Below are 25239 nucleotides of genomic sequence, written 5' to 3' on the forward strand. Positions count from 1 at the left end.
CGAAACACCTCCTTTGGGAGGTACTTGGACGTCCATGCTTCTCAATACCATGAACTGAGTCACATCACGTGCACCGAGGCTGACATCAAAGGAGATCGCCATGATCCCAGTTCCACCGGTTACAACGGCTGTCGCGCAGGCGCCCCCCCAGTCCCAAGACCCTCCGCAAGGTCGCGTTCGCCAGCGCGGCGGGAACCACGATCGAATTCTACGACTTCTTCATCTACGGTACGGCCGCGGCGTTGGTCTTCCCGGTGGTCTTCTTCCCCGCCCTCGGCGCGGCCGCGGGCACGGTGGCCTCCTTCGCCACCTTCGCCGTCGCCTTCTTTGCCCGGCCCGTCGGAGCCATCATCTTCGGCCACTACGGCGACCGGATCGGGCGGAAAAAGACCCTGATCACCACGCTGCTGATGATGGGCACCGCCACCGTCATGATCGGCCTCATCCCGGACGCCAACACGATCGGCATCGCGGCGCCCATACTGCTGGTGGCGCTTAGATTCATCCAGGGACTTTCCGTCGGCGGCGAATGGGCCGGAGCGGCGCTCCTCGTGGCCGAATACGCGCCGAAGGGCAAGCGCGGGCTGTTCGGATCGTTCCCGCAACTCGGTCCGTCCGTGGCCTTCGCCTTGGCCAGCGGCACGTACCTGATCACCAACCTGACGCTCGGCGACGACTCCGAGGCATTCTTGACCTACGGCTGGCGTGTGCCGTTCATCCTCAGCGCGGTGCTGGTGATCATCGGCCTGTGGGTGCGGCTGAGCATCGAGGAGACCCCGGTCTTCAAGAACGCCGCGAAGGCGCCCGCCAAGCAGATCAAGCTTCCCATCTTCGAATCGATCAAGCGCCAGCCGCGTGAAATCCTCTTGGCCGGCGGCTCCCTGACGCTTCTCTTCGCGTTGTTCTACACCGGCACGGCCTACCTCACCAGCTACGCGACGAGTCCCACCGGCATGCAGCTCTCACGGCTGGAGGTGCTGAGCACCGGGATTGTCGCCGCGGCCTTCATGGCCGCCGCCACCCTGCTCTCCGGCGTGCTGTCCGACCGTTTCGGCCGCAAGAAGGTCATCGCCACCTCGTGCATCGTCGCCGTGCCGTGGTCGCTGATGCTTTTCCCGATCCTGAGCGCCAACAACGTCTTCGCTTTCGGGGTCGGCCTCACCGTCACGCTGGTGATCATGGCGGTCTCCTACGGCCCGGCCGGCGCGCTGCTCCCGGAGCTCTTCGAGACCCGTTACCGCTACACGGGCGCCGGCATGGGCTACAATCTGGCCGGCGTGATCGGGGGAGGCATCGTACCGCTGGTGGCCGCCCATCTCGCCGGCTCGACCGGGGTGTGGGCGACGGGGCTGCTCCTGGCCGGCATCGGCGTCTTCAGCGTGGTCTGCACGTTCGCGCTCCCCAACAGCGACAAGCGCGGACTGGAGGACGAGGCGGCTCCCGCCTGAGTTGGCGGCCCCCGCTTCACGTGGGCGCTATCCCAGGTGCTCCCTGTTTCACGTGGCGGCGCGGGCGGCGATTAGGGAATCAAACGCAGGCGGCGGGCCGCGGACACCGCCTCCAGCCGATTGCGCACCGTCAACTTGCACATCGCATTCTGCATGTAGCTCTTGACGGTGACGGCCTTCAGGGCGAGTCGATCACCGGCCTCCTGGTACGAACAACCGAGGGCCACCTGTGCCAGCACGTACAGCTCGCGGCGGGTGAGCCGAACCGTTCCGGAGTGGCCGCCGGCGGCGGTAGGCGTCAGGTGCCCGCCGATGGCGTCCAGTTGCCTCGCCAGATCCGGGTCCGGGACGGTGCGGGCCAGCGACCGAAGCTCGGCGTGTGCCTCACGGACATTCTCCAGCCAGCCCTGGTCCGGGACCGCGGATGGTGTGGCCCGTGCGGTGTCGATGATGGCGACGCGCCGGTCCACTTCGTCGCGGACCCGCAGTTCCTCGGCAACGACGGCGGCCGCCGCCACGGCCTCGCACATCGCGTTTTCGCCCAGCGGAACGTTTTCCCTGCGGGCCATGTAGATCACCGCGCGCGAGCGTCCCCTGACTACCACCGGAACGGCGGCCACCGAGGCGAGCTGCTCGCGCCGGACGGCGACATCGTATTCGTGGGTGATGCCCTCCGCCGCGCAGTAGTCCGGGACGGCGTAGGGACGGGCCTCCCGGAAGACCCGGCCGCCGAGACCGGCACCGGGCACGATGAGGAGCTGGTTCAGGCTGGACGTCGTGTTTCCCAGGAAATCCGTGAGGCGCAACTGTTCCTGGTTGGCCAGCCCGGCGAACAACACCGCCGACCTGAACCGGCCGGAAAGCGTGCGCAGGGACGAGCGGAGAAGCTCCCGGTCGTCGGGGCGGGCAAAGAGGTTCGTTTGCATGGGTCAGTCCCTGAAATCGCCGGCGTCGCGCCGGAAGGCGCCCAGAATGCGGGTCAGGTGGTCGATGTCCTTCTCCGCGAATCCCGACTGGGCGAACACCTCGGAGTTGAGCGCCGACGTCGATTGCTTGGCCAGCGCCCGCCCTTCCGGGGTGAGTTCGATCAGGGTGGTGCGCCCGTCCGTGGGATGCGGCGCGCGGATCACCAGCCCCGCGTCCTGCAGACGGTCGACGGCATTGGTAACCGACGTCGGGTGTACCTGTAGCAGCGCGCTGGCCTTGTTCATGGGCAGCGCGCCGCTGCGGGCGAAACTCAACAGGGCGAGGAGCTCGTAGCGGGCGAACGTGAGCCCGAGCGGCCTCAGGACAGCGTCGATCCGGGCCAGCAGGATCTGCTGAGTACGCATGACGGCGGTGATCGCTGCCATCGGTCCCGCGACATCCGACCAGCCGTGCCGTTCCCAGTTCAGGCGGGCATCGGCGATGGGGTCACGCGGTAGCGGCGTTGCCACGGCACCCCCGGCGTCTGGTCGTGTATCCCATGGCGCTCAGCCTAGCTTTTCGCCGGGACCTTCAGCCCGGGGAAGTCGGATTCGGAGTACTCCGTGCCCAGTCCGGCCGGGAGCGACCCGCCGCCGTGGCGCTCCTCTTCGCCGCGCCGCAGTTCCACGCGACGGATCTTGCCCGAGATGGTCTTGGGCAGGTCCGCGAATTCGAGGCGCCGGATCCGCTTGAACGGCGCCAGGTGCTCGGCGCAGTAGCGCAGGATGTCCTGGGCCAGCTCCGGGCCGGGCTCGTGCCCGGCCGCCAGGACCACGAACGCCTTGGGCACCGAGAGCTTGAGGGCGTCGGGGGAGGGCACGACGGCGGCCTCGGCCACCGCGGGGTGCTCGATCAGGACGCTTTCCAGCTCGAACGGGGACAGGCGGTAGTCCGACGACTTGAAGACGTCGTCGCCGCGGCCCACGTAGGTGATGATGCCGCGATCGTCGCGGCTCGCCATGTCCCCGGTGTGGTAGTAGCCGTCGCGGAACGCGTCGGCGGTCTTTTCGGGGTCGCCGTGGTAGGCCTTCATCAGGCCGGGGGGACGGGGATCGAGGCGCAGGCACAGCTCGCCGTCGTCTCCCTCCGCCCCTGTCGCCGGATCCACGAGGACGACGTCGTAGCCCGGCAGCGGGCGGCCCATGGCACCGATCTTGATGGGCTGGCCCGGGACGTTGGCGATCTGGACCGTGGATTCGGTCTGCCCGAAACCGTCTCGGATGGTCTGTCCCCACGCGCGCTGGACCTGGTCGATCACCTCGGCGTTGAGCGGCTCCCCGGCAGAGACCACCTTGGACGGCGGGTTCTTGAGCTGCGTCAGGTCCGCCTGGATGAGCATGCGCCACACCGTGGGAGGGGCGCAGAAGCTGGTCACCGACTCGCGGTCCATCTGCTCCATGAGGGACTTGGCATCGAAGCGGTCGTAGTTGTAGACGAAGACGCACGCCTCGGCGATCCACGGCGTGAACACGTTGGACCAGGCGTGCTTGGCCCATCCGGGGGAGGCGACGTTCAGGTGGACGTCGCCGGGCTCCATGCCGATCCAGAACATCGTAGACAGGTGGCCCACCGGGTAGGACGTGTGCGTGTGTTCGACGAGCTTGGCCCGGGAGGTCGTGCCCGAGGTGAAGTAGAGCAGCAGGGTCTCGTCCCCCCGGGTGGGCGCGTCCGGGGTGAAGTCCGCGCTGGCGTCGGAGGACTCGGTGTACCGCAGGGCCGCGTCGTTCACGGCGCCGTCGCCGACCTCGATCAGGGTGTACTCGCCCGGGACGCCGTCGAACTTCTCGATGTTGACGCTGTCCACCGCGGCCCACTGGGCGCCGCCGCGCTCCACGCGGTCCTCGAGGTCCGCCCGCCCCATCAGGGTGGTGGTGGGGATCATGACCATGCCGAGCTTGATGCCAGCGAGCATCAGTTCCCAGAGTTCCACCTGGTTGCCGAGCATGATGATCATGCGGTCGCCGCGGCGCACGCCCCGGCCGCGGAGCCAGTTGGCGACCTGCGTCGAGCGGCGGGACAGGTCCGCGAAGCTGCGCCGCGTCGCCGTTCCGTCCTGCTCCACGATGACCAGGGCCGGTTTGGCCGCCGTGGCCGGGTTCGCCGCGATCTGGTCGAACCAGTCCAGGGCGAAGTTGAAGTGCTCGAAGCGCGGCCACTGGAATTCCGCACGCGCCGCCTCGTAATCCGTACGGAGTTCGAGCAGGCGGTCGCGTGCCGCGCGGAATTCCTCAGTGACTGACATGGTGCACCTTTCGAAGTGTTGTCGCGCGGCCGTTGCGAGCCCGCCGCCGTTGCGCGGGAACCGGTGGTTGCCAGTGATCCCGATCACAGGCAATATACTAGGACATCCAAGGGTTTAGGAGAAGCCAACCCGCCGGAGGACCGGACCACGACGAAGGGACGCACCGTGCAGTCGTCAACGCGCGCCAGCGGACAGGTTTTGGCGGAAGCGAACCCGCCGGTTGCGGTGGCGCCCGAGGACCAGGCGGGCCAGGGGGTTCCGCCGTTTTCCGACGCCGACCTGATGTACATCGTCGAGTTGCTATCCCCGGAGGAGCAGGTCCGCTATCACGGGGTCCGCGAGTTCCTCCAAGCGCGGATCCGCGCGGCCTCGATCGACTACTGGAACCGCGAAGAGTTCCCCTTCGGCCTGGTCGCCGAACTTGCCGGCCACGGCCTGGGCGGCCTGCAGACGAACGGCAGCTCGAAGCTGTTCACCGGACTCATGTACGTCGAGCTGGCCCGCGCCGACGTCTCGCTCTCGGCCTTCGTGGGCATCCACAACGAGCTGATCGTCGGAATGATCGATGCGCTCGGTTCTCAGGAGCAGAAGGCCCGGTGGCTGCCCGGGCTCACCGCCCTGCGGCGGATCGGCGCCTTCGCCCTGACGGAGCCGGACCACGGTTCGGACATCGCGGGCGGACTGGCCACCACCGCGCGGCTGGAGGACGGCGAGTGGGTCATCAACGGCGCGAAGCGCTGGATCGGAGCGGGCACCATCGCTGACTTCGCCCTCGTGTGGGCCCGCGACGTAGCCGATGAGAAGATCAAGGGCTTCATCGTCGAGACGGGCCGCCCCGGATACACGGCCACCAAGATCTCCAACAAGATCGGGCTGCGCATCATGCAGAATGGGGTCTGAACTGCAGCGGAACAGTGGTTGGCGCTAAGAATTCTGTTCGGGCGGCATAGTTCGAGTGTTGCTGGTGGTCAGGTGGCGGTAGATGGATGCCCGGGATACTCCGAGTGCTTTGGCAATCTGGGTGGGACTTTGCCCGTTGGAATGCCTGGCTCTGGCGGCTGCGAGGGTATCGGCATCCATGACTGTTGGGCGGCCGCCGGTGCGGCCCTGGGCGGGGGCCGCGGCGAGGCCTGCCATGGTGCGTTGGCGGATCATGTCGCGCTCGTGTTCGGCGAAAGCGGCCATCATGACGAAGAAGAATTTCCCTTCTCCGGTCGGGCTGTAGGTTCCCGTCAGTGTTCCGGTGAGAATGCGCAGGCCGACTCCTTGGTCGTGGAGGCCGTCGGCGATGGTGAGCACTTCCTTCACCGACCGGCCGAGACAGTCCAATTTCCAGACGCACAGGGTGTCCGTCGGACGGAGATGGTCGAGCGTTTCAACGAGCCCCGGGCGTGCGGTGACGCGGCTGGAGATCTTGTCTTCGAAGATCCGGCCGCAGCCGGCGGCTTTGAGGGCATCGCGTTGGAGATGGGAGTCTTGTCCGTTGGTGGAAACGCGGGCGTAACCGATGAGATTGAATTGCTGGGTTGCCATAGATCAAATGTTGCACAACCGTCTCATAACATAGCGGTTTGCTTGGCATGTTGTGAGACAAGTTGTGGACGGTTTTTGATCGGCGAGTCGCTGGGCCCCGGGATCGTCTCAGAATCGGTCGTTTCTTGTACGCCGGCTTCATGGGTCGGCATAGCGCGCGGAGGTGTGGTTCGAACAGATGTATCAGATTCAGGACAAACCCCGGAAAGAGTTGTCAGACGCACAACCCTCTCCGGGGTGATCGAGGAATCTAGTAGTGCGGATGGTTAGTTTTGCCAGGTAGCCGCTGTGACTTCTGCGTAGCCGCGGAAGTTCCTGGCAGGTTTGCCGAGTACTTTTTCGACGTCGGTGCTGACGGTGTTGAGTGCTCCGCTGGCGATTATTCCGTAGAGCTCGCCGAGCATCTGCGCCCATTCGGCGGGGACGCCCTGTCGTGTCTGTTCCTGAATGTAGTCGTCGAGGGTGGTGGCCTCGTAAGTGATAATGCGACCCGTCGCGGTGCTGAGTTCGGTTGCGATGTCAGAGAAAGTGAGTGCTTCGGGTCCGGTGAGTTCGTAGGAGAGGCCATCGTGAGCATCATTGGTGAGGGTGACTACGACGACTTCAGCGATATCGTCGGCGTCGATGAATGCTTCCCGGGGTGGCTTGTGAAAAAGTAAAATATCCGACGCTAAGGTTTTGTCGAGCGCCGTAGTGGCCTGTATCTGCCGGGTTTGATCTTGTTGGTGCGTGGCCAGGTGTAATCGCCGGTGAGGTTGATGTGTTCCCATCCCAGGGGTGAGAGGAACCGCAGCAGCTCAGGGTCCGTGGCGTTGCCCTCCTGATTCAAGGTGGCGATGGTGCGGTCAAGGTAGACCGTGTTCCAGAGAACGATGGCCGCGGTGAGAAGATTCAGCCCCGAGGCGCGGTAGCGCTGCTGCTCGAAGGATCGGTCGCGGATCTCTCCAAGACGGTTGAAGAAAACCGCCCGGGCCAGGGTGTTCCTGGCCTCGCCCTTGTTCAACCCGGCCGTGACCTTGCGGCGCAGGTCGGGATCTTGGAGCCAATCCAGCAGGAAGAGAGTTCGTTCCAGTTTGCCCAGTTCCCGCAGTGCGGTGGCGAGTCCGTTCTGGCGTGGATAGGCGCCGAGTTTGCGCATCATCAAGGAGGCGGTCACGGTGCCGGTCTTGATGGATGTCGCCAGGCGGAGGATTTCATCCCAGTGCGCGGTGATGGTCTGCGTGTTGATGGTGCCGCCGACCAACGGCGCCAACGTCGACAACACAGGATCATTGGTGGGTGTGTAGAGGCGGGTGTCGCCGATGTTGCGGATCCGGGGTGCGAACCGGTATCGGGGTCCGGGGAAGATCTCTACGAAAATTCACGCTAAGGGGTCTTGGTAGTAATGGGGACGGATTGAGCTCTAAGCCTCCAGGGTCGCTTTGGCGGTGGGGCGCCGTCCGACACTTGCCTTGTTGAGGTGCCCGTAGATGGTGGAGCGCGGGACCTGGAGGAGGTCGGCGATGCGTTGGACCGTATGGGTCCCCGCGTCGTAGAGCTGCTGGGCGTGGTGGGCCTGGTCGGGGGTGAGCTTCGGGCGTCTTCCTCCTGTTCGCCCGCGGGCGCGGGCGGCGGCGAGTCCGTCGCGGGTGTTGGCGACGATGAGTTCTCGTTGGAGTTCGGCCAGGACGGATAGCATTCCGAACATCGCACGTCCTTCCGCGGTCGTGGTGTCGATGCCCTGCTCGAGGACACGTAATCCCACACCACGCTCGCGGAGGGCCGCACCGAGGGTCACCAGGTGGAGCACCGAGCGTCCGAGCCTGTCCAGGCGGGTGATGACCAGCTGGTCGCCGGCGCGGTTGGCCGAGGCGAGGGCCTTGTCGAGCTCGGGCCTGCTGGCCTTGGCGCCGCTGGCATGGTCGAGGTAGATGTTTGCCGGGTCGACACCGGCACGGGCCAGGGCATCCGTTTGGTGGTCAGGATTTTGGTCCGCGGTGGAGACCCGCGCGTATCCAATCAACATGTGTTGATAATACCGGTGCTACATGGTTTGACGACGTTGATTTCCGGCACGGGTTTCCGACATGGTTTCCGCGGCGTGTCGCCGATAGGTTCGGGATGTCGTCAAATGACCGTTTCTCGACATGCTACGTCCGGTTGCGGTGTGTCCCGGTTAGCACCCCCCATCACCGGGCTTTTTCTCGGGCACCGTATACGGGAATGAGCCCCCTGCGGAGGGACGCAGCTTCGCAAATTTCCGAAGTCGTCAGCACCCGCTCGGGTGAACGACCGTCTTACGGGACGTCGGCGGTTCAGTTTCGCCAGCATGTCAGTGCGCATGCGCAGAGGTGGTCAGTCGCCGTCCTTGGAAGGGGCGGCACGAAGCGCTCCGAGTGCATACAGAACAACTCCCGCTGTGACAAACACATCTGCCAGGTTGAAGGTGGCGAACCACCCGGTGTGCAGGTAGTCCACCACGCCGCGCCCGTCCAACCGGTCAATGAAATTGCCGAACGCCCCGCCGAGCAGCAACGTCGCACCCGCCCGGGACATTCTGCCCATGGCTGGTGCAGAGGAAACCGCATACCAGGTCAGTCCGGCGATAATCAGCCCGGTGACCGCCACGATGACCCAGGCGGGAAGGCCCGCACCAAAACTGAACGCGACGCCCGGGTTATAGAGCAACCGGAGGTTGATCAGTCCCAGGTCGATTACCTGGCCGTTGGAAAGCAAGCTTTCGGCCAATGCCTTGAGGGCCAGATCCACGCAGACCAGCACAGCGGCTCCAAGCAGCATCGCGGCCCTGACAATACGCGCGGTTCGAACCTGCGCCGAGGAACGAGCCACAAGTTGGCCGCTCATGCCGAGGGTTCCAGGATCGAGGCTGGCTGCACGGTCTGTAGCGCGGTTTTGCGGCGGAGCCGACCGGCCCGGACACCGTTGGCAATCACGACGATTTCGGCCAGTTCGTGGATCAGGACCACCGCTGCCAAGCCGAGCACCCCAAAGAGTGCCAGAGGGATCAGTGCGGCAATCAGCAGCAGCGACAGGCCCACGTTCTGGAGCATGATCCGACGGGTGTTGCGTGCATGGTCCAGGACCTGTGGCAGGTGATTCAAGTCTTCGCCCATCAGCGCGATGTCTGCGGTTTCGATGGCCACGTCTGTACCCATGGCCCCCATGGCAATACCGGTATCTGCCGTTGCCAGGGCTGGCGCGTCATTGACTCCGTCCCCGACCATTGCGGTCGGCTGCCGGGACTTGAGGGTGCGGATGATCTCCGCCTTGTCCTCCGGGCGCAGGTCCGCATGGACTTCGGTGATGCCCGCTGCCTTGCCCAGGGCCGTTGCGGTGATGACGTTGTCCCCGGTGAGCATGACCGTGGTGTATCCGGAGGCCGTGAGCTTGGCGATGACCTCGCGGGCCTCGGGGCGCAGTTCGTCACGGACGCCGATGGCACCGATGACCTGTCCGTCGTCCTCGATGAGCACAGCGGTGGCTCCGGCGCGCTGCATTCGCTCGATGTCCCCGGCCAGGTCACCCGCCTTGATCCATCCGGGGCGGCCGAGCCGGACAAGCCTGCCCTCGAGCCGCCCCTCCAGGCCCGCCCCGGGAACCGTGTCCACGTCGGTGACCGATGCCCGCTCGGTGGTGGATGCGAGGATGGCGCGGGCGAGTGGGTGTTCGCTGCGGGCTTCCAGTCCCGCAGCAAGGGCAAGCACCTGTTCCCGGGTCGTGGGCGCGGTGCCCACGACCTCGATCACCGAGGGCTTGTTCCGGGTCAGGGTTCCGGTCTTGTCCAGGGCGATGGTGCGGATCTTCCCCAGGGTTTCCAGCGCCCCGCCGCCCTTGATGAGTACACCGATCCGGCTGGCAGCGCCAACGGAGGCCACCACGGTCACGGGCACGGAGATGGCCAGCGCGCAGGGCGAGGCAGCCACCAATACGACCAGGGCGCGTTCGAACCACAACACAGGTTCCCCGACGATGAATCCGAAGACGATGATCAGGGCCGCTGCGATCAAGATGCCCGGGACCAGCTTCTTGGCGATGGAATCGGCCAGTCGCTGGCCCGGACCCTTGCGGGACTGCTCGGCCTCGACGATGTGCACGATCCTTGCCAGCGAGTTGTTATCAGCGGTGCTGGTGACTTCAACCTCAAGCGGACCGGTGCCGTTGATGGAACCGGCATAGACCTCGGAACCTGGACCAACTTCGACGGGGACCGATTCACCGGTCAGTGCCGAGGTGTCCAGGGAGGTGCGTCCGGTGATGACCCGCCCGTCGGTGGCCAGGCGTTCCCCGGGCCTCACAACCATGCGGTCCCCGGGGACCAAGACGGAGGGGGACACGGTGGTTTCGATGCCGTTGCGCAGGATGCGTGCCTCGGCCGGAACCAGGTCCAGCAGTGCCCGCAGGCCCCGCCGGGTCTTCGCCAACGAGTATTCCTCAAGTCCCTCCGAAATTGCGTACAGGAAGGCCAGCATTGCGGCTTCCTCGAACTGGCCCAAGGCCACAGCGCCAACGGCGGCGATTGTCATCAGCGTACCGACGCCGATCTTTCCCTTGAACAGGCGTCGGAGAGTGGAGGGCACAAACGTCCAGGCAGCAACCAGCAGCGCACCGATTTCCAGGGGGAGCGTCAGCATCCGGGGGCCTCCGGCCAGCGAGGCAATCCACCCCGCCAACAGCAGCACACCGGAAACGGCAGCCGCCCGAACCTCGGTTACCTGCCAGAACCCCGGAGCCTCTTCGGCTTCACCGGTTTCTGCTGTCGCATCGCTGCATCCGCAGGCGTCACTCATCGGGCGTTCTCCTCTTCAATCATTGGGGCGGTGGTGCTGTCGGGGCCGTAGTTCGGGCAGAGGCTGACAGCGTTGCCGGTGGCGGCAAGCAGGATCTCGGCCTGGGCGAGCATGTCCATCAGCTCCGGGCGGGACAGCGAGTAGTGCACGCTGCGGCCCGCGGAGCGTCCCTCGACCAGGCCGCAGTCGCGCAGGCAGGCCACGTGCATCGAGGCCGTGGACTGGGCCAGGCCAAGTTCGCGGGTGAGGTCACTGACGCGCACCTCACCGTGGGCCATGCGCTTGACGATCTTCAATCGAATCGGGTCGCTAAGGGAATGGAACAAGGCGGCAGCGGGGTCCAGCCCGCACGCGTCCACCGGAGCATCTTGATTGATCAGCATTTAATGATGATATCTCAATTTACTGATCATTGATTCAAGTGCAGGCCTCAGGGATGCCCCCTACGGTGTTCGCCTTGAAAGATCATGAACCCTTTTGTGCAGCCGCCCCCTTGATGGCGGATTTTGAAAATGACAGTCCCAGTCAAGGTTCCCCTTGCGGGCGGGGATATGTTCAGGGAAATGTTGCCTCGTTTAGGTCTCCAGGTCCTCATCGGGGTTCCTCAATGGCCGAAGTTCCGTTCCTGTGGCGCCTGCAGTGAAAGAGTAACGGCCCAGCATATTGATGTGTTCCGAGACCAGCGGCGACAGGCGTTGCACGTCCTCGTCTGCAACGTTGTGGCCGCGGTCGCGGAGCCCGGTCAGTGCGGCTTCCAGGTAGCGGGTGTTCCACAGGATGACGGCGTTCAGGACCAGGCCAAGGGCTCCGAGCTGGTCTTCCTGGCCTTCCCGGTAGGACTGCCGTATCTGGCCCCTCCTGCCGTGGAAGATGAGTCTGGCCAGGGAATGCCGGGATTCCTGCACAGTCAACTGGGTATGAATCTGCCGGCGGTACCCCTCATCGGCATCGATGAAGTCCAACAGATGCTCGGTCTTGGCAATCCGCCCGTACTCCGCCAACGCCTTCCCGAGCAGCGTCGGTGCCCCGCCTCCCTGGGTGACCCGCAGGACTTCGGATGCGCGCACGGTCCCGGACGTCAAGGACCCAGCAAGGCGGAGCATGTCCGGCCAGTTCGCCGTAATGAGATCCAGGTTGATTCGGTTGCGGCCGGCCACCGCGTTCAGCTTCCCATAATCCGCCGTGGCGTCGATGCGCCAGAACCGCTGGTCCGGCAACCCGGCCAGACGGGGCGAGAACCGATATCCGAGCAGGGTGAAAAGCCCGAAGACCTGGTCCGAGTAGGAGGCCGTGTCGGTGGCGACCATCTCGGGGCGTTGGCCGCCGTCAAGATCGAGCAGCCCATCCAAAATATGAAGGGAATCGCGGACCGTTCCCGGAACCACGACGGCGCCCAGGCCGGAGACCTGGTCGTTGAGATAGTTCAGCCAGGTCAAGCCGCGGCCCTGGCCAAAGTAGCGCGGATTCGCCCCGGCATTGACGGTGGCCACCGGCACCACGAACCGCATCCCATCGACGGACGCCAGCAGGCCTGTTCCCCAGCGTTGCGCGAGTCCGAGACCGGACTGTGCCTGGAGCAGGCGGGCGTTGGCCGCGCGCAGCGTATCGGCACGCACATAGTTTTGGTCGACGTGGCTCAGGCGTCCACGTGTCAGGGCGGGGTGGCCGTCCCTGACCACCGGTGTGAGTCCGACGTTGCAGGCCTCGGCCACCAGGATGGCGGCGACTGAGACATCGAGCTGGCCCATCCTCGCGGAGGCCTCCGAGACGTGGCTGAATTCCGAGAGGAACCCCGTCCAGGAATGCACTTCCAGCAGCACATCGGGCAGGTCCACCCGCGGCAGCATCCCGGAGACCAGCCCCCGCAACTGCGTCAGGGTCTCCGGTATCTTTTTGGCCTCTAGGGGTGAGAGGTGGACCTTGCCGGCATCATCAATCCGTACCGTTGGATTGTCGGCCAACTGCTCAGCCGCCGCACGATATCGGGCATCAAGGCGGTGGCGGACACCAGCCAGATGCTCGGTTGGCTCTTCCGGTAGCTGGAGTGCCCTCAAGGTCTCTTTTTTGGTGGCCTGCCACGCAGGATCGGTGAGCAACCGCGCCCGGGGGTCTCCCCAGCGCCGCCCGCCCACCACGAAGATGTCCCTGCGCCGCAGCGCCTTGTGGACGGCCACCGTCACCGCCACCGTGTAGGCCTTGCGGTCGATTTCCTCCGAAGCCGTGACAAGGCGCTGCCACGTCGGCGAGAGGACGGACAGATCAACCTCGGCAGGGTCTTTCTTGCGACCGTCCAGAACCTCCGGCAGTGCCGTCAGCGCCGCCAACGTTGGCGTCCCGCCCGCGGTGGCCCCGAAGGGTGCCGCCGCGGCCAACGCCGGCAGGAACGAGCGCACGGTGGCGAACCGACGCAGCATCTCGGCCGCAGTGTCAGCCTCGGCACCCTCGGGATTCACCACTTCGTTCACCACCTCCAGCGCGGCGCGTAGCTCGGACAAGGAAACCTGATCGGCCAGCACCGAGGCGGCCTCTGCGCCGGAATATTCCGTGTTGTCCAACACCTCGACCAGTGTTTTCGCGGCCTTCGCCAATTGCAGTGAGGCCTTGGACAAACGGGGCAGGGACTTCAACCGGGCGGCAGTGGATTCCCTGGTTGCCTTGCGCAGAACGCGTTCAGTAACAATGGCATCCAGGGCATCACACAAATCATCGGCAACCTCCGACGTCAATGCCCGCACGGCACACAGCAGTGTCGCACCCCGGCGCTGTCCCGATAGTCCTCGAAGCGATGAGGCCTTGCCCGCCAACCCGTAGCGGGCCAGGGCATTCATCCGGCCCTCGGGGATCATCTCCACATCAATGGACCCGGCACCCAGGGACCGTAAGCGACCCAGCCGCTCCAACTGCCGCAACAATTCCGGCACCGAGACCCTCGAAGGCCCGGTCCGCAGCCGTTCCCACGCGGTCAACCGCGACCCCTCCCCAACGCGAAGCAGACCTTCCAATTCCAGAATCAATGCGGGGCCGGCCGCGTCCACCAGCATGGAATAGAGGCGGTCATTTGCTCCGGAACGGATCTCCAAAACCAGTCGTGTCAACGTAGAGACGCCGGGGAGAAGGACCTTGCGCTCACGCAGCCAGAGCGCCGCCCGTTCAAACAAACGCACCGGTCCCTCCGACGAAGTCCAGGCCCGGGCCTCCAGAAACAGCCTCAGCTCTTCGTACCTGGCCGGATCGGAGAAATCCGCATACCCGTACACGGTGGAGATTTCCGCGGCGTGCTCGTACCCGGTCTGTCCCCGCTGCGCATACAGCTTGAGCACGGAAGCATCGGCAATGCCCAGCTGCCCGGCCAGGGATTCCACCACCGGCCACGGAACAGCCAATGGATCCGTCAAAAAACGTCCGACTACCCGCACCGTGATCAGTTGAACAGCAAATCCCAGGCGGTTATGCATTCCCCGGCGGCGACCAACCACCGACAAATCGGCATCGTCCAACCAACAGAAACGTTCCAGGTCCTCCGCCGGTAACTCGTCGGGGAATCCGCCGAACCCTGCGACCTGCTCATCACTTAGAAAATCGACCGCCATGGAACCCATTCAACAGGCCGCTGACTCCTTAGCGTGAATTTGCGGGCGATTCTTCCCCAGACCCCAGGCCCGCGACAAGGTACGAGACATGGCAATAGCGCACGCCGTGGAGACGGGCCAAGCCCAGCACTTCATCGCCTATGACCCTGACGCCAACTGGCAGTTTTACGTCTACCCAGAAGGCACGATTTCGCTGATGCCCACGCCGGTCATCTCCCCCAAGCCGCGCCCCAACCCGATCCCCGAGGCATACCACGCCGCCCCCGCCGAGGAAGAAACAGTGATCGACCACACCATCGTCGTACCGCGCAAGGCAGCGCGGCCGACTCTGCTCGTGCACGTCGAAGGCGCAGGAGCGCTGCGCGCTGAACCGCCCATCGTGCTCGGCCGCAGGCCCAAAGAGATTGCAGGGTACACAAGCGTCACGCTTGTCAGCCCTGGCCGTGAGTGCTCGCGCACGCACGCCCTGGTCGACGTCGATGACGAATGCCGCTTGATCGTCACCGATCAAGACGCAGCAAACGGCACCGAGGCCGATGGAACGCCCCTCGCACCACACACGCCGACCGTTGTTCCCAACGGTGTGCGTTTGCAGCTCGGAGACGCCGCCGTGCGAATCGAGGCGTACCCGCCGAATCAGTCACCCGGAGGCAGCGCCACGGCAACGGCTGTCGCATCACACAAGGAGGAAGCATCATGACCGCTCATGCCACTACCGAAAAGGACGGCTCAGCAATCGTCACGCTCAACGGGCAGCCCCAGAAGGTCATCGGGGCAAGCCTCGAAGACGCCCGCCGCAAGGTCGCAAGTCTCGTAGTGGAACACGCGGCCGCAACCGGCGAGGTAGTCGAGTTCATCACGACCGAACCAGACGGGGCTCTGTTGCAAAGATTGGCGGCAGTCAGAGGTAGGCTGTCGCTCTGCGCCGATCAGGCGGCTGCTGCGAAATGGTGGTTGAGCATGCCCATGGCCTCCGTCAGCGCCGAGGGCCCAATGCCAAAAGCTCTCTCCACAAGGCGCACCTCGCCCCTGATGCCGGGCTGCAGGCACCAGGGGCGAGCCTGTCCTTTGCGCAGGGCTCGCATGACTTCGAATCCCTTGATCGTGGCATAGGCCGTGGGGATCGATTTGAAACCGCGCACCGGCTTGATCAGTATCTTGAGCTTTCCGTGATCGGCCTCGATCACGTTATTGAGATACTTCACCTGCCGGTGGGCCGTCTCCCGGTCCAGCTTTCCTTCGCGCTTCAATTCGGTGATCGCTGCACCATAGCTCGGCGCTTTGTCGGTATTGAGCGTGGCAGGCTTTTCCCAGTGCTTCAGGCCTCGCAGGGCCTTGCCCAGGAACCGCTTCGCTGCCTTGGCGCTGCGGGTCGGCGACAGGTAGAAATCGATCGTGTCGCCCCGCTTGTCGACTGCCCGGTACAGGTAGGTCCACTTGCCCCGCACCTTGACGTAGGTTTCATCCAGGCGCCAGCTCGGATCAAAGCCACGCCGCCAGAACCAGCGCAGCCGCTTCTCCATCTCCGGGGCGTAGCACTGGACCCAGCGATAGATCGTCGTATGGTCGACCGAAATGCCGCGTTCCGCCAGCATTTCCTCAAGGTCGCGATAGCTGATCGGATAGCGACAATACCAGCGCACCGCCCACAGGATCACATCACCCTGGAAATGGCGCCACTTGAAATCCGTCATCGTTCCGTCCGTCCAATCTCCGCCAAGCATGCTCAAGCTTCACGATTTTTGCAACAGAGCCCGGACGTCTGCTCGTGGTGGGCAATGGCGCGTCGCTTGCGCCCGCGCAGTCGGTAGCTCTGAACTTTTTGATGAGCGGGCGCGTGTGCGAAAGCCCCGTCGACATTGTTGCGCAGCACATCGCCGCCAAACTACTCAAGCCGGGCGATGTGTGTCTTGCGGTGAGCGACAGCGGTATGAATCACTTCACGCTACGTTCGGCGCAGCTCTCGGTCGAGTCTGGCGCCACGGTGATAGGAGTAACAAGCTACGGTGGCTCCGAACTTGCGAAGGTCGCCGACCATGTATTGATTGCAGGTGCGGGATTTCATGACTGGAACGGCAGCTTCGTAACCTGAAACATCGTGCAGATGTTGTTGCTGTCGGCGTTGCATGCGGTTTCGCTCGAGGGGCTGCCAAGCACGATTGCTGCGCAGCACGCATCGATCGCCGAGGCCAAAACCATGATTGTGCTGGGTGATGACGGTCAGGGCGACACCGCAGGAGCGAATTCAGCAGACCGGTAGCTGCTGTTCTTCGTTTCATTTCCTTCCGTTCACTCTCGCGGCCCAGTCTGTAATCAAGCGTTTCCTGCGTTCCGAAGTTCAGGAAACTTGATTCCATGGGAGGTGGCTGGTGGCTCGGCTTGTACTCAATCAGATCTCGCGAGAATTCGGTGACTTTACCGCAACAGATCGCATTACCCTCGACATCGCAGACGGTGAGTTTCTGGTGCTGCTTGGGCCTTCGGGCTGCGGCAAGACCACACTGCTTCGCATGATTGCCGGGTTGCTCGAACCGACGAGTGGCAGCCTGGAAGTCGACGGTCGTGACATCACAGCGTTACCCGCGCGCAAACGTGACCTTGCGATGGTGTTTCAGAGCTACGCGCTCTACCCCCACCTCTCGGTCGAAAAGAACCTTGCCTTCCCGCTGCGTGTGCGCAAAACCCCGAAAGATGAAATCTTGCGACGGGTACGCGCTGCGGCTGAAGCGGTCGAGATCGACCATCTGCTCGACCGCAAGCCCAAAGAGCTCTCGGGTGGGCAGCGTCAGCGCGTTGCGCTTGCCCGCGCGCTTGTGCGCGAACCCAAGGCTTTCTTGATGGACGAACCGCTCTCGAACCTCGATGCGAAACTGCGTACTGCGACTCGGCGTGAGCTTGCCGCGTTGCACCGCAAGCTGGGTGCCACCTTTGTTTATGTCACTCACGATCAGGTCGAAGCCATGACTATGGCGACGAAGATCGCCCTGCTGAATCGCGGACGCGTCGAACAGTACGGTACGCCGGAAGAGCTCTACGACACCCCAAGCTCGGTGTTCGCTGCTGGGTTCCTCGGGTCGCCGGCCATGAATCTTCTCGACGCCACCCTCACTACGACCGCGGGTCATATCTCGGCATTTGCGCCAGGAACAGAAGCGGTGCTCTGGGCAGGTGAGACCCCTGAGCGGGACATCGTGATGGGCGTACGCCCTGAGCATCTCTCGGTGTTTGCCGGTGGTTCGGCCGAGGCGGTGCCGACCGCCGGCGTTGCCTTGCGCGGCACGGTCGAACTCATTGAGAACCTTGGCCGCGAACAACTCGTGCACTGTCGCGTTGGCGAGCACCGCGTCACGGCTGCCTGCGCTCGCGAAGAGACCTGGCAGCTTGGCGACCTCGTGGTGCTCACCGCGCCGGTGTCTCGTGTGCACCTTTTCGATCGGGAGAGTGGGCGACGCCTTGAGTGGAGCCCGACAGACGCGCGAAGCGCGGAAGACGAAAATCCCGCACGCATCAACCTGCCTCTCACACCCCCTATGTCAGCTGTATCGCCCCTTGAAAGGATCCACATTTCATGAGATTCCGTCGTTCACTCGCCGCTGGCGCCTGTGCCATTATCGCGAGCGTCGCGCTTGCTGCCTGCTCATCAAGCGGCGCCTCCACCGAATCGGCAGCGGCGGTCGTGCCGAAGCTCGGCACTGATGAGCAAGTTGAGATTGTCTTTGAGAGCTATAACCTGACGCAGGCCGGGGTCTGGACCGACACGGTCAACCAGCTGATCTCTGAATTTGAAGAGGCAAACCCCAACATCACCGTGAAGGCGCAGCCCACTCAGGGTGCGGCTGCGGCATCGGGCAACTATGTCGGCAGCGTGCAGACACAGCTGCTCGCCGGAAAGGCGCCGGATGTGGCACAGCTCACGTTCGATGCGCTTGAGTACTCTGCCACGCAACTCGGCGCGAAGCCCCTTTCGGACATCGTGGATGCCGATGAACTCGAGGCTCACTTCGGTGGCGAGAACCCGATGCACCCCAACGCAAAGGTGCTCGCTGACTGGGACGGCAAGACATATGGCATGCCGTATGTCTTCTCGACACCGGTGCTCTTCTATAACGCCGACATGTTGCAGGCCGCCGGCGTCACCGGCACCCCCGATCTCAGCAGTTGGGACAAGGTCGAAGAGGTCGCTGCGCAGGTCTCGGCGCACACCGGCAAGCCATCGCTCGATGTGAACTGCACTGTTAAGGGCGGTCAATGGTGCATGCAGGGCCTGTTCAAATCGAACGGTGGCGAGGTGCTCTCTGAAGATCGCAGCACAATCGGTTTTGGATCGCCCGAGGCAGTTGAAACAGTTGAGCGATTCGCTGAAATGAGCGATGCAGGCGTGCTTCGTAGCGCCGACTGGAATGCACAGATGGAGGGTATCGCCAAGGGTGACACCGCGATGATCCTCACCTCTTCAGCATTGCAGGGCATGTTTATGCAGGCAGCCGATGCGGGCGGTTGGACCCTCTCGGCCGCAGCAATGCCCGCCTTCGGTGATCAGGAAGCGGTGCCGACGAACTCGGGCTCAGCGCTCTTCGTGCTCAGCGACGACCCCTCCAAGCAGCGTGCCGGCTGGGAGCTCATCAAGTTCCTCTCAAGCGATCGAGCTTACGAACTCATTTCGAGCCAAATTGGGTACCTGCCGTTGCGTACCGGTCTGGTCGAAGAGGGCGGCGCGCTGCACGAGTGGGCGCAGCAGAACCCGCTGATTGAGCCGAACCTCGCGCAGCTCGATCGCCTGCAGCCTTGGGTTTCGTACCCCGGTAACAGCTACGTGCAGGTTGACGATCTTCTCGCCACCGCCATTGAAGAGGTCGTCTACTTCGGTAAACCCGCAGAGGCCACGATGACTGACGCTGCTGAACGTGCCCAGGCTCTGATCGGTTAGGGATCAACATGAACTCCATCACAGTGCCGCTTGTGGCCGGTCGTGCGCTCGACATCGAGGGCACCTACAATTTCCGCAGCACCGCGGGTTATGAGGCGACTGCGGGAGTGATCCGGCCACACAGCCTGCTGCGCTCAGACGCGCTGCACCGGTTGAGTGCCAATGGAATCTCGCAGTTTGCTGCGCAGGGCATTGTGCGGGTCATCGACTTGCGCGATGCCACAGAGCTGCAATCTTCGCCGAGTGTGCTCACTGCCGTCGAGGTCGTACACCACCCGATCTTCGCGGGAGCGGCGATGCCGAGCGGAGCCACGGTTCCCTCGCTTGAAGAAATATATCGCCTGATCGCCACTGAACGAGTGACCGCGCTGGTCGGTGCGGTGCGCCTGATCGCCGAAGCACCTGAAGGTGGGGTGCTCGTGCACTGCACCGCTGGTAAGGATCGCACGGGCATGGTTGTCGCCACCGCGCTCACCGCAGTGGGCGTGCCACGTGAGCAGGTGCTTGCCGACTATGCCGCGAGCGCCGAGAATCTCGCGGGCGAGTGGGCGAACAGCATGCTCACGGCCTACGCAGGCCGTATCGCCGGCCCGGTTGATGAGGCCGTGCGTGAACTCGTCAGCGCAAGCCCTGCCGAGGCGCTCGACTCGGCGCTCGAGGTGATCGATGCGCAGTATGGCGGAGTTGAGCCCATGCTGCTGAATAACGGCCTCGATGCTGTGGGCCTTGAACGGTTGCGCAGCCGACTTGTGGCCTGACCCAGGTCATCCGAACCCTCAAAAAGATTGCAATGAACACCGAAAGGCACTGACATGACTGCTACACAGCATCCCCCAGTCGAACACTTCATTCTGCACATCAGTGACACGCACTTCGTCGGCGGCGCCGATAGATTGCACGGCTCAATCGATAGTGACGCGAACCTCGCCCGTCTGTTCGAGGATTTTTCACGCAGTAAGGCTCGCCCTGAGGCGATCGTCTTTACCGGCGACCTCGCTGACACGGGCGACACCGACGCCTACGAGCGTCTGCGTGCCATTGTCGAACCTGCAGCAGCACAGATCGGCGCGCAGGTGATTTGGGTTATGGGTAACCACGACACCCGCACCCCGTTTCGTAAGGTGCTGCTTGACTCTGATGCGGGCGAGAAGAGTGTCGACACAGTTACTGACGTGAATGGTCTGCGCGTTATCGCGCTCGACTCGACGGTGCCGGGCCACCACCACGGTGAGATATCAGATGAGCAGTACGCTTGGCTGGCCGATGTGTTGGCAACCCCCGCGCCTCATGGCTCGGTGATTGCGCTGCACCACCCTCCAGTGCCGTCGCTTATCGAACCGAACGCATTTGTCGAGCTGCGCGAACAGGCGCGGTTTGCCGAGGCAATTCGCGGCACTGATGTGCGCGCGGTGCTCGGTGGGCATCTCCACTTCAACACCTTCAGTGAGATCGGCGGTGTGCCCGTGTCTGTTGCTTCTGCGACTTGCTACACGCAGGATCTGAATGTGGAACCCGGTGGTATGCGTGGTCAGGACGGCGCACAAGGGTTCAACCTCGTGCATGTGTACGGCGACCGTGTCATGCACACGGTTGTTCCGATCGGCGAGTTCTCAACCGTGTATGAGGTGAGTGCTGATCAGATGCAGGCTTTGGTTTCGCTGCCACCAGAGGAAGCGAGCGCAGCGATGACGAAGGGCGTGGGGGCTTCCGCTTCCGTAGAGCCTGAATTCGCTTAGTCTCCTGGCTTCCGGGGCCGTGCGGAAGTTCAGCACGGCCCCGGATCCCCGCAGGCCCCATTTTCCAGCAGAACGGATCTACGGTTGTTCACCGAGGTACTAGAACCCCAGCTTTCGCCCGAAACCCGTGTCGTACCAGACAGGGTATCTGCGCCAGTGAAGGGCAGGGCACGTCCGGTTAAGCGACGTCGCCCCGCTCGCACAGAGCGCTTCACGATCACCCCTTACCTCTATGTGCTCCCAGCCGTCGTGCTGCTCATCGTGTGGACGTATGCTCCACTCGTGCAGACCTTCGAGCTGTCGTTTTACGACTGGAACCTCATTCCGACCCAGCCGAAGATTCCGGTTGGGTTGGAAAATTATGCGACCGTGTTGAGTCTGCCTGAACTGCATCAGGCGCTCTGGAACACGGTGATCTACATCAGCGCCTTCCTATTACTTTCAGTGGCGCTGCCCGTCGTATTTGCGTTGATTGCCCGCCGGGTTGCGGGTCGGGCAAAGACTATCTACCAGGCGCTCATCTTCGTACCGTTCCTGGTGACACCGGTCGCCACAAGCGCGATCTGGCGCTGGATGTTTGCACCAGAAGGCGGCACGATACCTGCCATCGCGCGCACACTCGGTATTGAGATGGGCAATGTCTTTCGAGACCCTGACTCGTCAATGCTGGCCATCATTGTGATTGTCGGCTGGCAGATGCTCGGCTTTGGTGTGCTTGTGGTTTCTGCGGGACTCGCCGGAATTAGCCCTGACTACGGACATGCTGCCGCCACTGACGGTGCGACTGAACGACAAATCACCTGGCGGATCACGCTGCCGCTGCTCTCGCCCTCATTGGTGTTCTTGGGCCTCATGACGATCTTGCTTTCGGCGCAGTGGACCTTTCCGATCATTGACCTCGTCACGCAGGGCGGCCCGAGTAACTCGTCCACAAACATCTATTACTTGCTCTACCAGTTCGGTTTCCGCAACTTTGATGCGGGGCTCGCGGCCGCGGCCGGCACACTCTTCTTTATTGTGTTTGGTCTCATTGCGCTCCTCTTTGTCGAGCTCTCAGAACGACTGAGCTTTCACGACAACTGAGCCCCCGCACTCGACACAAAGGATTCACGCATGACGTTCACGCTTGTCGCTTCGCAGCACGACGCCACCCTGCAGGGCGCGACCAAACCGGGGAAGGCTGACGCGGCGCAGAAGAACACCGGGCAGAGTCGCTTTGATGCGGCCCGGGCCGCATCAAAGGCACTCTCGCGGGTCCGTACCCGCCGCCGCATCGGCAAAGTTCCGGCATTCATATTACTCACGGTGCTCGCGATCATCTCAGTTTTTCCGATCTACTGGATGTTCGTCACGGCGTTCCGGCCTGCTGATCAGATGCTCTCGTCGAACCCGCTGCCCGGTCCGTTCAGTCTCGAGAACTTCGAATACGTGTGGAGCACTATCCCGATCATCGGCATGCTCGCCAACACCTTCGGGATGGCACTCGGGCTTGCGGTCGGTCAGCTGTTTATCGCGCTCTTGGCCTCATATGGTTTCGCGCGCTGGTCGTTTCGGGGGCAGAAGATCCTGTTTCTGCTGTTCGTCGGTTCGTGGCTTGTGCCATTCCAGGTGACGATGATCCCGAACTATGTGTTGATCTCGCAGATGGGGCTCTTGAACACGGTGATTGGAGTCATGATCCCGCAGCTCGCCGCCGCATTTGCGGTGATGTTGCTGCGTCAACATCTCGAATCATTTCCGCGCGAACTGCTCGAGGCATCGGATATGGATGGTCGTGGCCCGTGGCGCACACTGTGGGAAGTCGTGGTGCCGAACTTGCGCCCGGCCCTCGCGGCTCTCGGCATCATGCTGTTTATCAGCGCTTGGAATGAATACCTCTGGCCAGCGCTCATCATGCAGCAGGGGGACGCGCTTATTCAGGTGGGCATTCGCGGCTTCCTCGGGGCTGAAGGCAACAACTGGGGTGCGGTGATGGCTGCGAGCGCCATGGCTTGTCTGCCGATCCTATTGATTTACATCTTCTTACAGCGCTATGTAGTTGATGCCTTCGTGCGTTCGGGGTTGAAATAGGACTTGCCTCAATGTAACGAATGGTAATGGCACACATTACGTTACTGAATGTTTCAGGCGTGCTGGGCAAGCCGCAAATTTCGTCATAGCCTCGACCCCATGCCTCACACAACCCACTCCGTTGCATCGCATTTCACCGTCGGCGTCGCTCTCGACGGCGCCGGCGTTCATCCCGCAGCCTGGCGCGAACATGATGCCGACCCCCACACGCTATTCGCACCTGACCACTGGCAGCGCCTGATCGGCGTGCTCGACGACGCCGGCGCTGACTACGTCAGCGTCGATGACTCACTGGCGCTGCAGCATGTGGGCTTGCACCGCGAACCTCACGGTCCCGAATCGTTTGGCACCGCTGCACCGTATCCGTTCACAGACCGTGTGGCAGGCCGCCTGGACGCCCTGCTGCTGCTCAGCTGGATCGCCCCGCTCACTCACAGTATTGGCCTCATCCCCACCGTCACCACGACTCACACTGAGCCCTTCCACGTCGCAACAGCGTTGCAAACACTCGACCACGTCTCGGCGGGTCGCGCCGGCTGGCAGTTGCGCATCTCACCGAGCGAGGCTGAGTCCACCGCATTCGGTCGTCGCGCTGCGCCCGATGTCGATACTGCCGCGGTGCTTGCGGGTGATGACGATGCAGGCCTGAACGAACTACTCGCTGAAGCCGCCGACGTAGCAGAGGTCGCGAGCAGGCTCTGGGATAGTTGGGAAGACAACGCCATTATCAGGGACACTCACACCGGTCGTTTTCTCGACAGGGACCAACTGCACCACGTGCGATTCGAAAGCGAGCGGTTCTCAATCGCAGGCCCCTCGATTGTGCCGCGCTCGCCGCAGGGCCGACCGCCCGTCACCCTGCTCGCGCATTCCGATGCCGTCTACCGGCTTGCTGCCGAGGCGGCGGATGTTGTCTTCGTGACCCCGGAACCGCAGAGCGCCCGTGGCGGGGCCTCGTACGGGCGCACTGCCGCAGAGATCGTGGCTGCTGTGCGCAAGGCTGAGGATACGGCTGCCAGGGGGCGCACAGAAGGGCTTGAAGGCGAACAACGTCAAGGAGGCCTTGCGCCCTTGCGCATCGTCGCCGATCTCATTGTGGCGTTCGACGGTGCCTCTGTAACCGGTGCCCCTGAAACTGGCGCCGCTGTAACGAAAGCTACCGAAACTGGTGCCGCGCGCATCGCGAGACTCGACGCAGTCGGCCCGCGGCTCGAGGGTGATGCCCGTGTGGCGACCGGCACAGCAGCGCAGATCGCCGACGTTATAGCCGAGTGGCGAGACGTGGGCATCGAGGGCATCCGTTTGCGCCCGCTGGCCCAGCCATTTGATGTGCGTGTGATCGCAGACGAGCTGCTGCCTGAGCTACGCCGTCGGGGGCTCGCGAACATAGTCTCGCACTCCGCTTCTGCTTCTGCTTCTGCTTCTGATTCTGATTCGGTTCATGACGTCGAGTCGCAGGGTACTCAGCTATCGCTGCGCGAGCGTTTCGGGCTCGGCGCAGCCCTCAATAGATATGCAGCCAATGCAGCCAATGCAACCAATGCAGCAGCACAACATCAGGAGGTCGCAGCATGAGCGCAACAAATCAGGATCACGGTCACGGTCAGAAGCAAGGCGGCAAACGACAGGTGCACCTGGTTGCTCACTTCCCGGGCGTCAATAGCCAGACTGTTTGGAGCGACCCGCAGTCGGGCAGCCAGATCGACTTCGAATCTTTCCGGCGCTTCGCTCAGACCGCCGAACGCGGGTTTTTCGACTATGTCTTTCTCGCTGAAGGGCTGCGCATGCGCGAACACGGCGGTGAGATTCACGACCTCGACGTCGCGGGGCGACCTGCCACTCTGCCGATTCTCGCAGCGATGGCATCGGTCACGGAACATATTGGCGTTGTCGGAACTCTCTCGAGCACGTTCAATGAGCCATACGAGGGGTGGCTTGTG

At 63.3% G+C, this 25239-nt stretch carries 22 protein-coding genes and 3 pseudogenes; 13 read left to right on the forward strand and 12 right to left on the reverse strand.

Annotated elements, in window-relative coordinates:
* The first annotated feature begins 128 nt into the window (after positions 1-128).
* Entirely contained in the window at positions 129-1448 is a 1320-nt protein-coding gene (locus AC0QSG_RS14510; RefSeq protein WP_475377324.1) for an MFS transporter, read from the forward strand.
* A gap of 71 nt (positions 1449-1519) precedes the next feature.
* Here the strand turns inward: AC0QSG_RS14510 and AC0QSG_RS14515 are convergent, their stop codons facing one another.
* The 3 genes from AC0QSG_RS14515 to AC0QSG_RS14525 are packed head-to-tail and all read right to left on the reverse strand — an operon-like array spanning position 1520 to position 4656.
* Positions 1520-2374 carry a helix-turn-helix transcriptional regulator gene (locus AC0QSG_RS14515; protein ID WP_475375926.1) on the reverse strand — a complete coding sequence of 285 codons (855 nt, stop codon included), beginning with the start codon at positions 2372-2374 and terminating at the stop codon, positions 1520-1522.
* A gap of 3 nt (positions 2375-2377) precedes the next feature.
* Positions 2378-2884 carry a MarR family winged helix-turn-helix transcriptional regulator gene (locus AC0QSG_RS14520; protein WP_475375927.1) on the reverse strand — a complete coding sequence of 169 codons (507 nt, stop codon included), beginning with the start codon at positions 2882-2884 and terminating at the stop codon, positions 2378-2380.
* Between the two features lie 41 nt (positions 2885-2925).
* Positions 2926-4656 (reverse strand): AMP-binding protein, encoded by a 1731-nt coding sequence (locus AC0QSG_RS14525; protein ID WP_475375928.1) that lies wholly within the window; start codon positions 4654-4656, stop codon positions 2926-2928.
* A gap of 282 nt (positions 4657-4938) precedes the next feature.
* Here AC0QSG_RS14525 and AC0QSG_RS14530 point away from each other — a divergent pair.
* A pseudogene (locus AC0QSG_RS14530) lies at positions 4939-5547 on the forward strand (acyl-CoA dehydrogenase family protein); the annotation flags it as partial.
* A 33-nt stretch (positions 5548-5580) separates the two neighbouring features.
* Here AC0QSG_RS14530 and AC0QSG_RS14535 read toward each other — a convergent pair.
* The 8 genes and pseudogenes from AC0QSG_RS14535 to AC0QSG_RS14570 form a co-directional block, all read right to left on the reverse strand.
* On the reverse strand, positions 5581-6189 hold the full coding sequence (locus AC0QSG_RS14535; protein WP_475375929.1) for a recombinase family protein: 609 nt from the start codon (positions 6187-6189) through the stop codon (positions 5581-5583).
* Between the two features lie 266 nt (positions 6190-6455).
* A complete protein-coding gene (locus AC0QSG_RS14540) occupies positions 6456-6959 on the reverse strand; it encodes a Rossmann-fold NAD(P)-binding domain-containing protein (RefSeq protein WP_475375930.1) in 504 nt (167 codons plus the stop codon).
* Positions 6860-7519, reverse strand: a pseudogene (locus AC0QSG_RS14545) (Tn3 family transposase); the annotation flags it as partial. The gene AC0QSG_RS14540 and the pseudogene AC0QSG_RS14545, both read right to left, overlap by 100 nt.
* 72 nt (positions 7520-7591) lie before the next feature.
* Positions 7592-8194, reverse strand: a complete 603-nt coding sequence (locus AC0QSG_RS14550) for a recombinase family protein (RefSeq protein WP_475375931.1) — start codon at positions 8192-8194, stop codon at positions 7592-7594.
* 329 nt (positions 8195-8523) lie between these two features.
* Entirely contained in the window at positions 8524-9033 is a 510-nt protein-coding gene (gene lspA, locus AC0QSG_RS14555; protein WP_475375932.1) for a signal peptidase II, read from the reverse strand.
* Positions 9030-10976, reverse strand: a complete 1947-nt coding sequence (locus tag AC0QSG_RS14560) for a heavy metal translocating P-type ATPase (RefSeq protein WP_475375933.1) — start codon at positions 10974-10976, stop codon at positions 9030-9032. Before AC0QSG_RS14560 ends, lspA begins: the two co-directional genes overlap by 4 nt.
* Positions 10973-11359 (reverse strand): ArsR/SmtB family transcription factor, encoded by a 387-nt coding sequence (locus AC0QSG_RS14565; RefSeq protein ID WP_475375934.1) that lies wholly within the window; start codon positions 11357-11359, stop codon positions 10973-10975. Before AC0QSG_RS14565 ends, AC0QSG_RS14560 begins: the two co-directional genes overlap by 4 nt.
* 192 nt (positions 11360-11551) lie before the next feature.
* Positions 11552-14575 carry a Tn3 family transposase gene (locus tag AC0QSG_RS14570; protein ID WP_475375935.1) on the reverse strand — a complete coding sequence of 1008 codons (3024 nt, stop codon included), beginning with the start codon at positions 14573-14575 and terminating at the stop codon, positions 11552-11554.
* A gap of 79 nt (positions 14576-14654) precedes the next feature.
* On the opposite strand from AC0QSG_RS14570, the gene AC0QSG_RS14575 reads away from it, so the two are divergent.
* Positions 14655-15266 (forward strand): FHA domain-containing protein, encoded by a 612-nt coding sequence (locus AC0QSG_RS14575; protein WP_475375936.1) that lies wholly within the window; start codon positions 14655-14657, stop codon positions 15264-15266.
* A 229-nt stretch (positions 15267-15495) separates the two neighbouring features.
* Here the strand turns inward: AC0QSG_RS14575 and AC0QSG_RS14580 are convergent, their stop codons facing one another.
* Complete coding sequence (locus tag AC0QSG_RS14580) at positions 15496-16260, reverse strand: IS6-like element IS6100 family transposase (protein ID WP_001389365.1); 765 nt, start codon at positions 16258-16260, stop codon at positions 15496-15498.
* 74 nt (positions 16261-16334) lie between these two features.
* On the opposite strand from AC0QSG_RS14580, the gene AC0QSG_RS14585 reads away from it, so the two are divergent.
* From AC0QSG_RS14585 to AC0QSG_RS14630, 10 genes and pseudogenes are all read left to right on the forward strand, one after another.
* The gene (locus tag AC0QSG_RS14585; RefSeq protein ID WP_475375937.1) at positions 16335-16658 is read left to right on the forward strand and encodes an SIS domain-containing protein; all 324 of its coding nucleotides are present in this window, start codon (positions 16335-16337) and stop codon (positions 16656-16658) included.
* Positions 16659-16664: 6 nt separating this feature from the next.
* Positions 16665-16826, forward strand: coding sequence for a hypothetical protein (locus tag AC0QSG_RS14590; RefSeq protein WP_182609719.1), 162 nt, complete (start codon positions 16665-16667; stop codon positions 16824-16826).
* A 109-nt stretch (positions 16827-16935) separates the two neighbouring features.
* Complete coding sequence (locus tag AC0QSG_RS14595; protein WP_182609718.1) at positions 16936-18138, forward strand: sn-glycerol-3-phosphate ABC transporter ATP-binding protein UgpC; 1203 nt, start codon at positions 16936-16938, stop codon at positions 18136-18138.
* On the forward strand, positions 18135-19493 hold the full coding sequence (locus tag AC0QSG_RS14600; protein WP_475375938.1) for an ABC transporter substrate-binding protein: 1359 nt from the start codon (positions 18135-18137) through the stop codon (positions 19491-19493). Before AC0QSG_RS14595 ends, AC0QSG_RS14600 begins: the two co-directional genes overlap by 4 nt.
* An 8-nt stretch (positions 19494-19501) precedes the next feature.
* Positions 19502-20251: a tyrosine-protein phosphatase gene (locus AC0QSG_RS14605; protein ID WP_182609716.1), complete on the forward strand. Its 750-nt coding sequence runs from the start codon at positions 19502-19504 to the stop codon at positions 20249-20251.
* Positions 20252-20305: 54 nt separating this feature from the next.
* Positions 20306-21229: a phosphodiesterase gene (locus AC0QSG_RS14610; protein WP_182609715.1), complete on the forward strand. Its 924-nt coding sequence runs from the start codon at positions 20306-20308 to the stop codon at positions 21227-21229.
* 282 nt (positions 21230-21511) lie between these two features.
* The gene (locus tag AC0QSG_RS14615) at positions 21512-22312 is read left to right on the forward strand and encodes a carbohydrate ABC transporter permease (RefSeq protein WP_347238302.1); all 801 of its coding nucleotides are present in this window, start codon (positions 21512-21514) and stop codon (positions 22310-22312) included.
* 30 nt (positions 22313-22342) lie between these two features.
* Complete coding sequence (locus AC0QSG_RS14620) at positions 22343-23299, forward strand: carbohydrate ABC transporter permease (RefSeq protein ID WP_182609714.1); 957 nt, start codon at positions 22343-22345, stop codon at positions 23297-23299.
* 99 nt (positions 23300-23398) lie between these two features.
* A complete protein-coding gene (locus AC0QSG_RS14625; protein ID WP_182609713.1) occupies positions 23399-24874 on the forward strand; it encodes an LLM class flavin-dependent oxidoreductase in 1476 nt (491 codons plus the stop codon).
* Positions 24871-25227: pseudogene (locus AC0QSG_RS14630) on the forward strand (F420-dependent methylene-tetrahydromethanopterin reductase); the annotation flags it as partial. The gene AC0QSG_RS14625 and the pseudogene AC0QSG_RS14630, both read left to right, overlap by 4 nt.
* Between the last annotated feature and the right edge of the window lie 12 nt (positions 25228-25239).

The sequence above is a fragment of the Arthrobacter sp. LT660 genome (assembly GCF_056172845.1).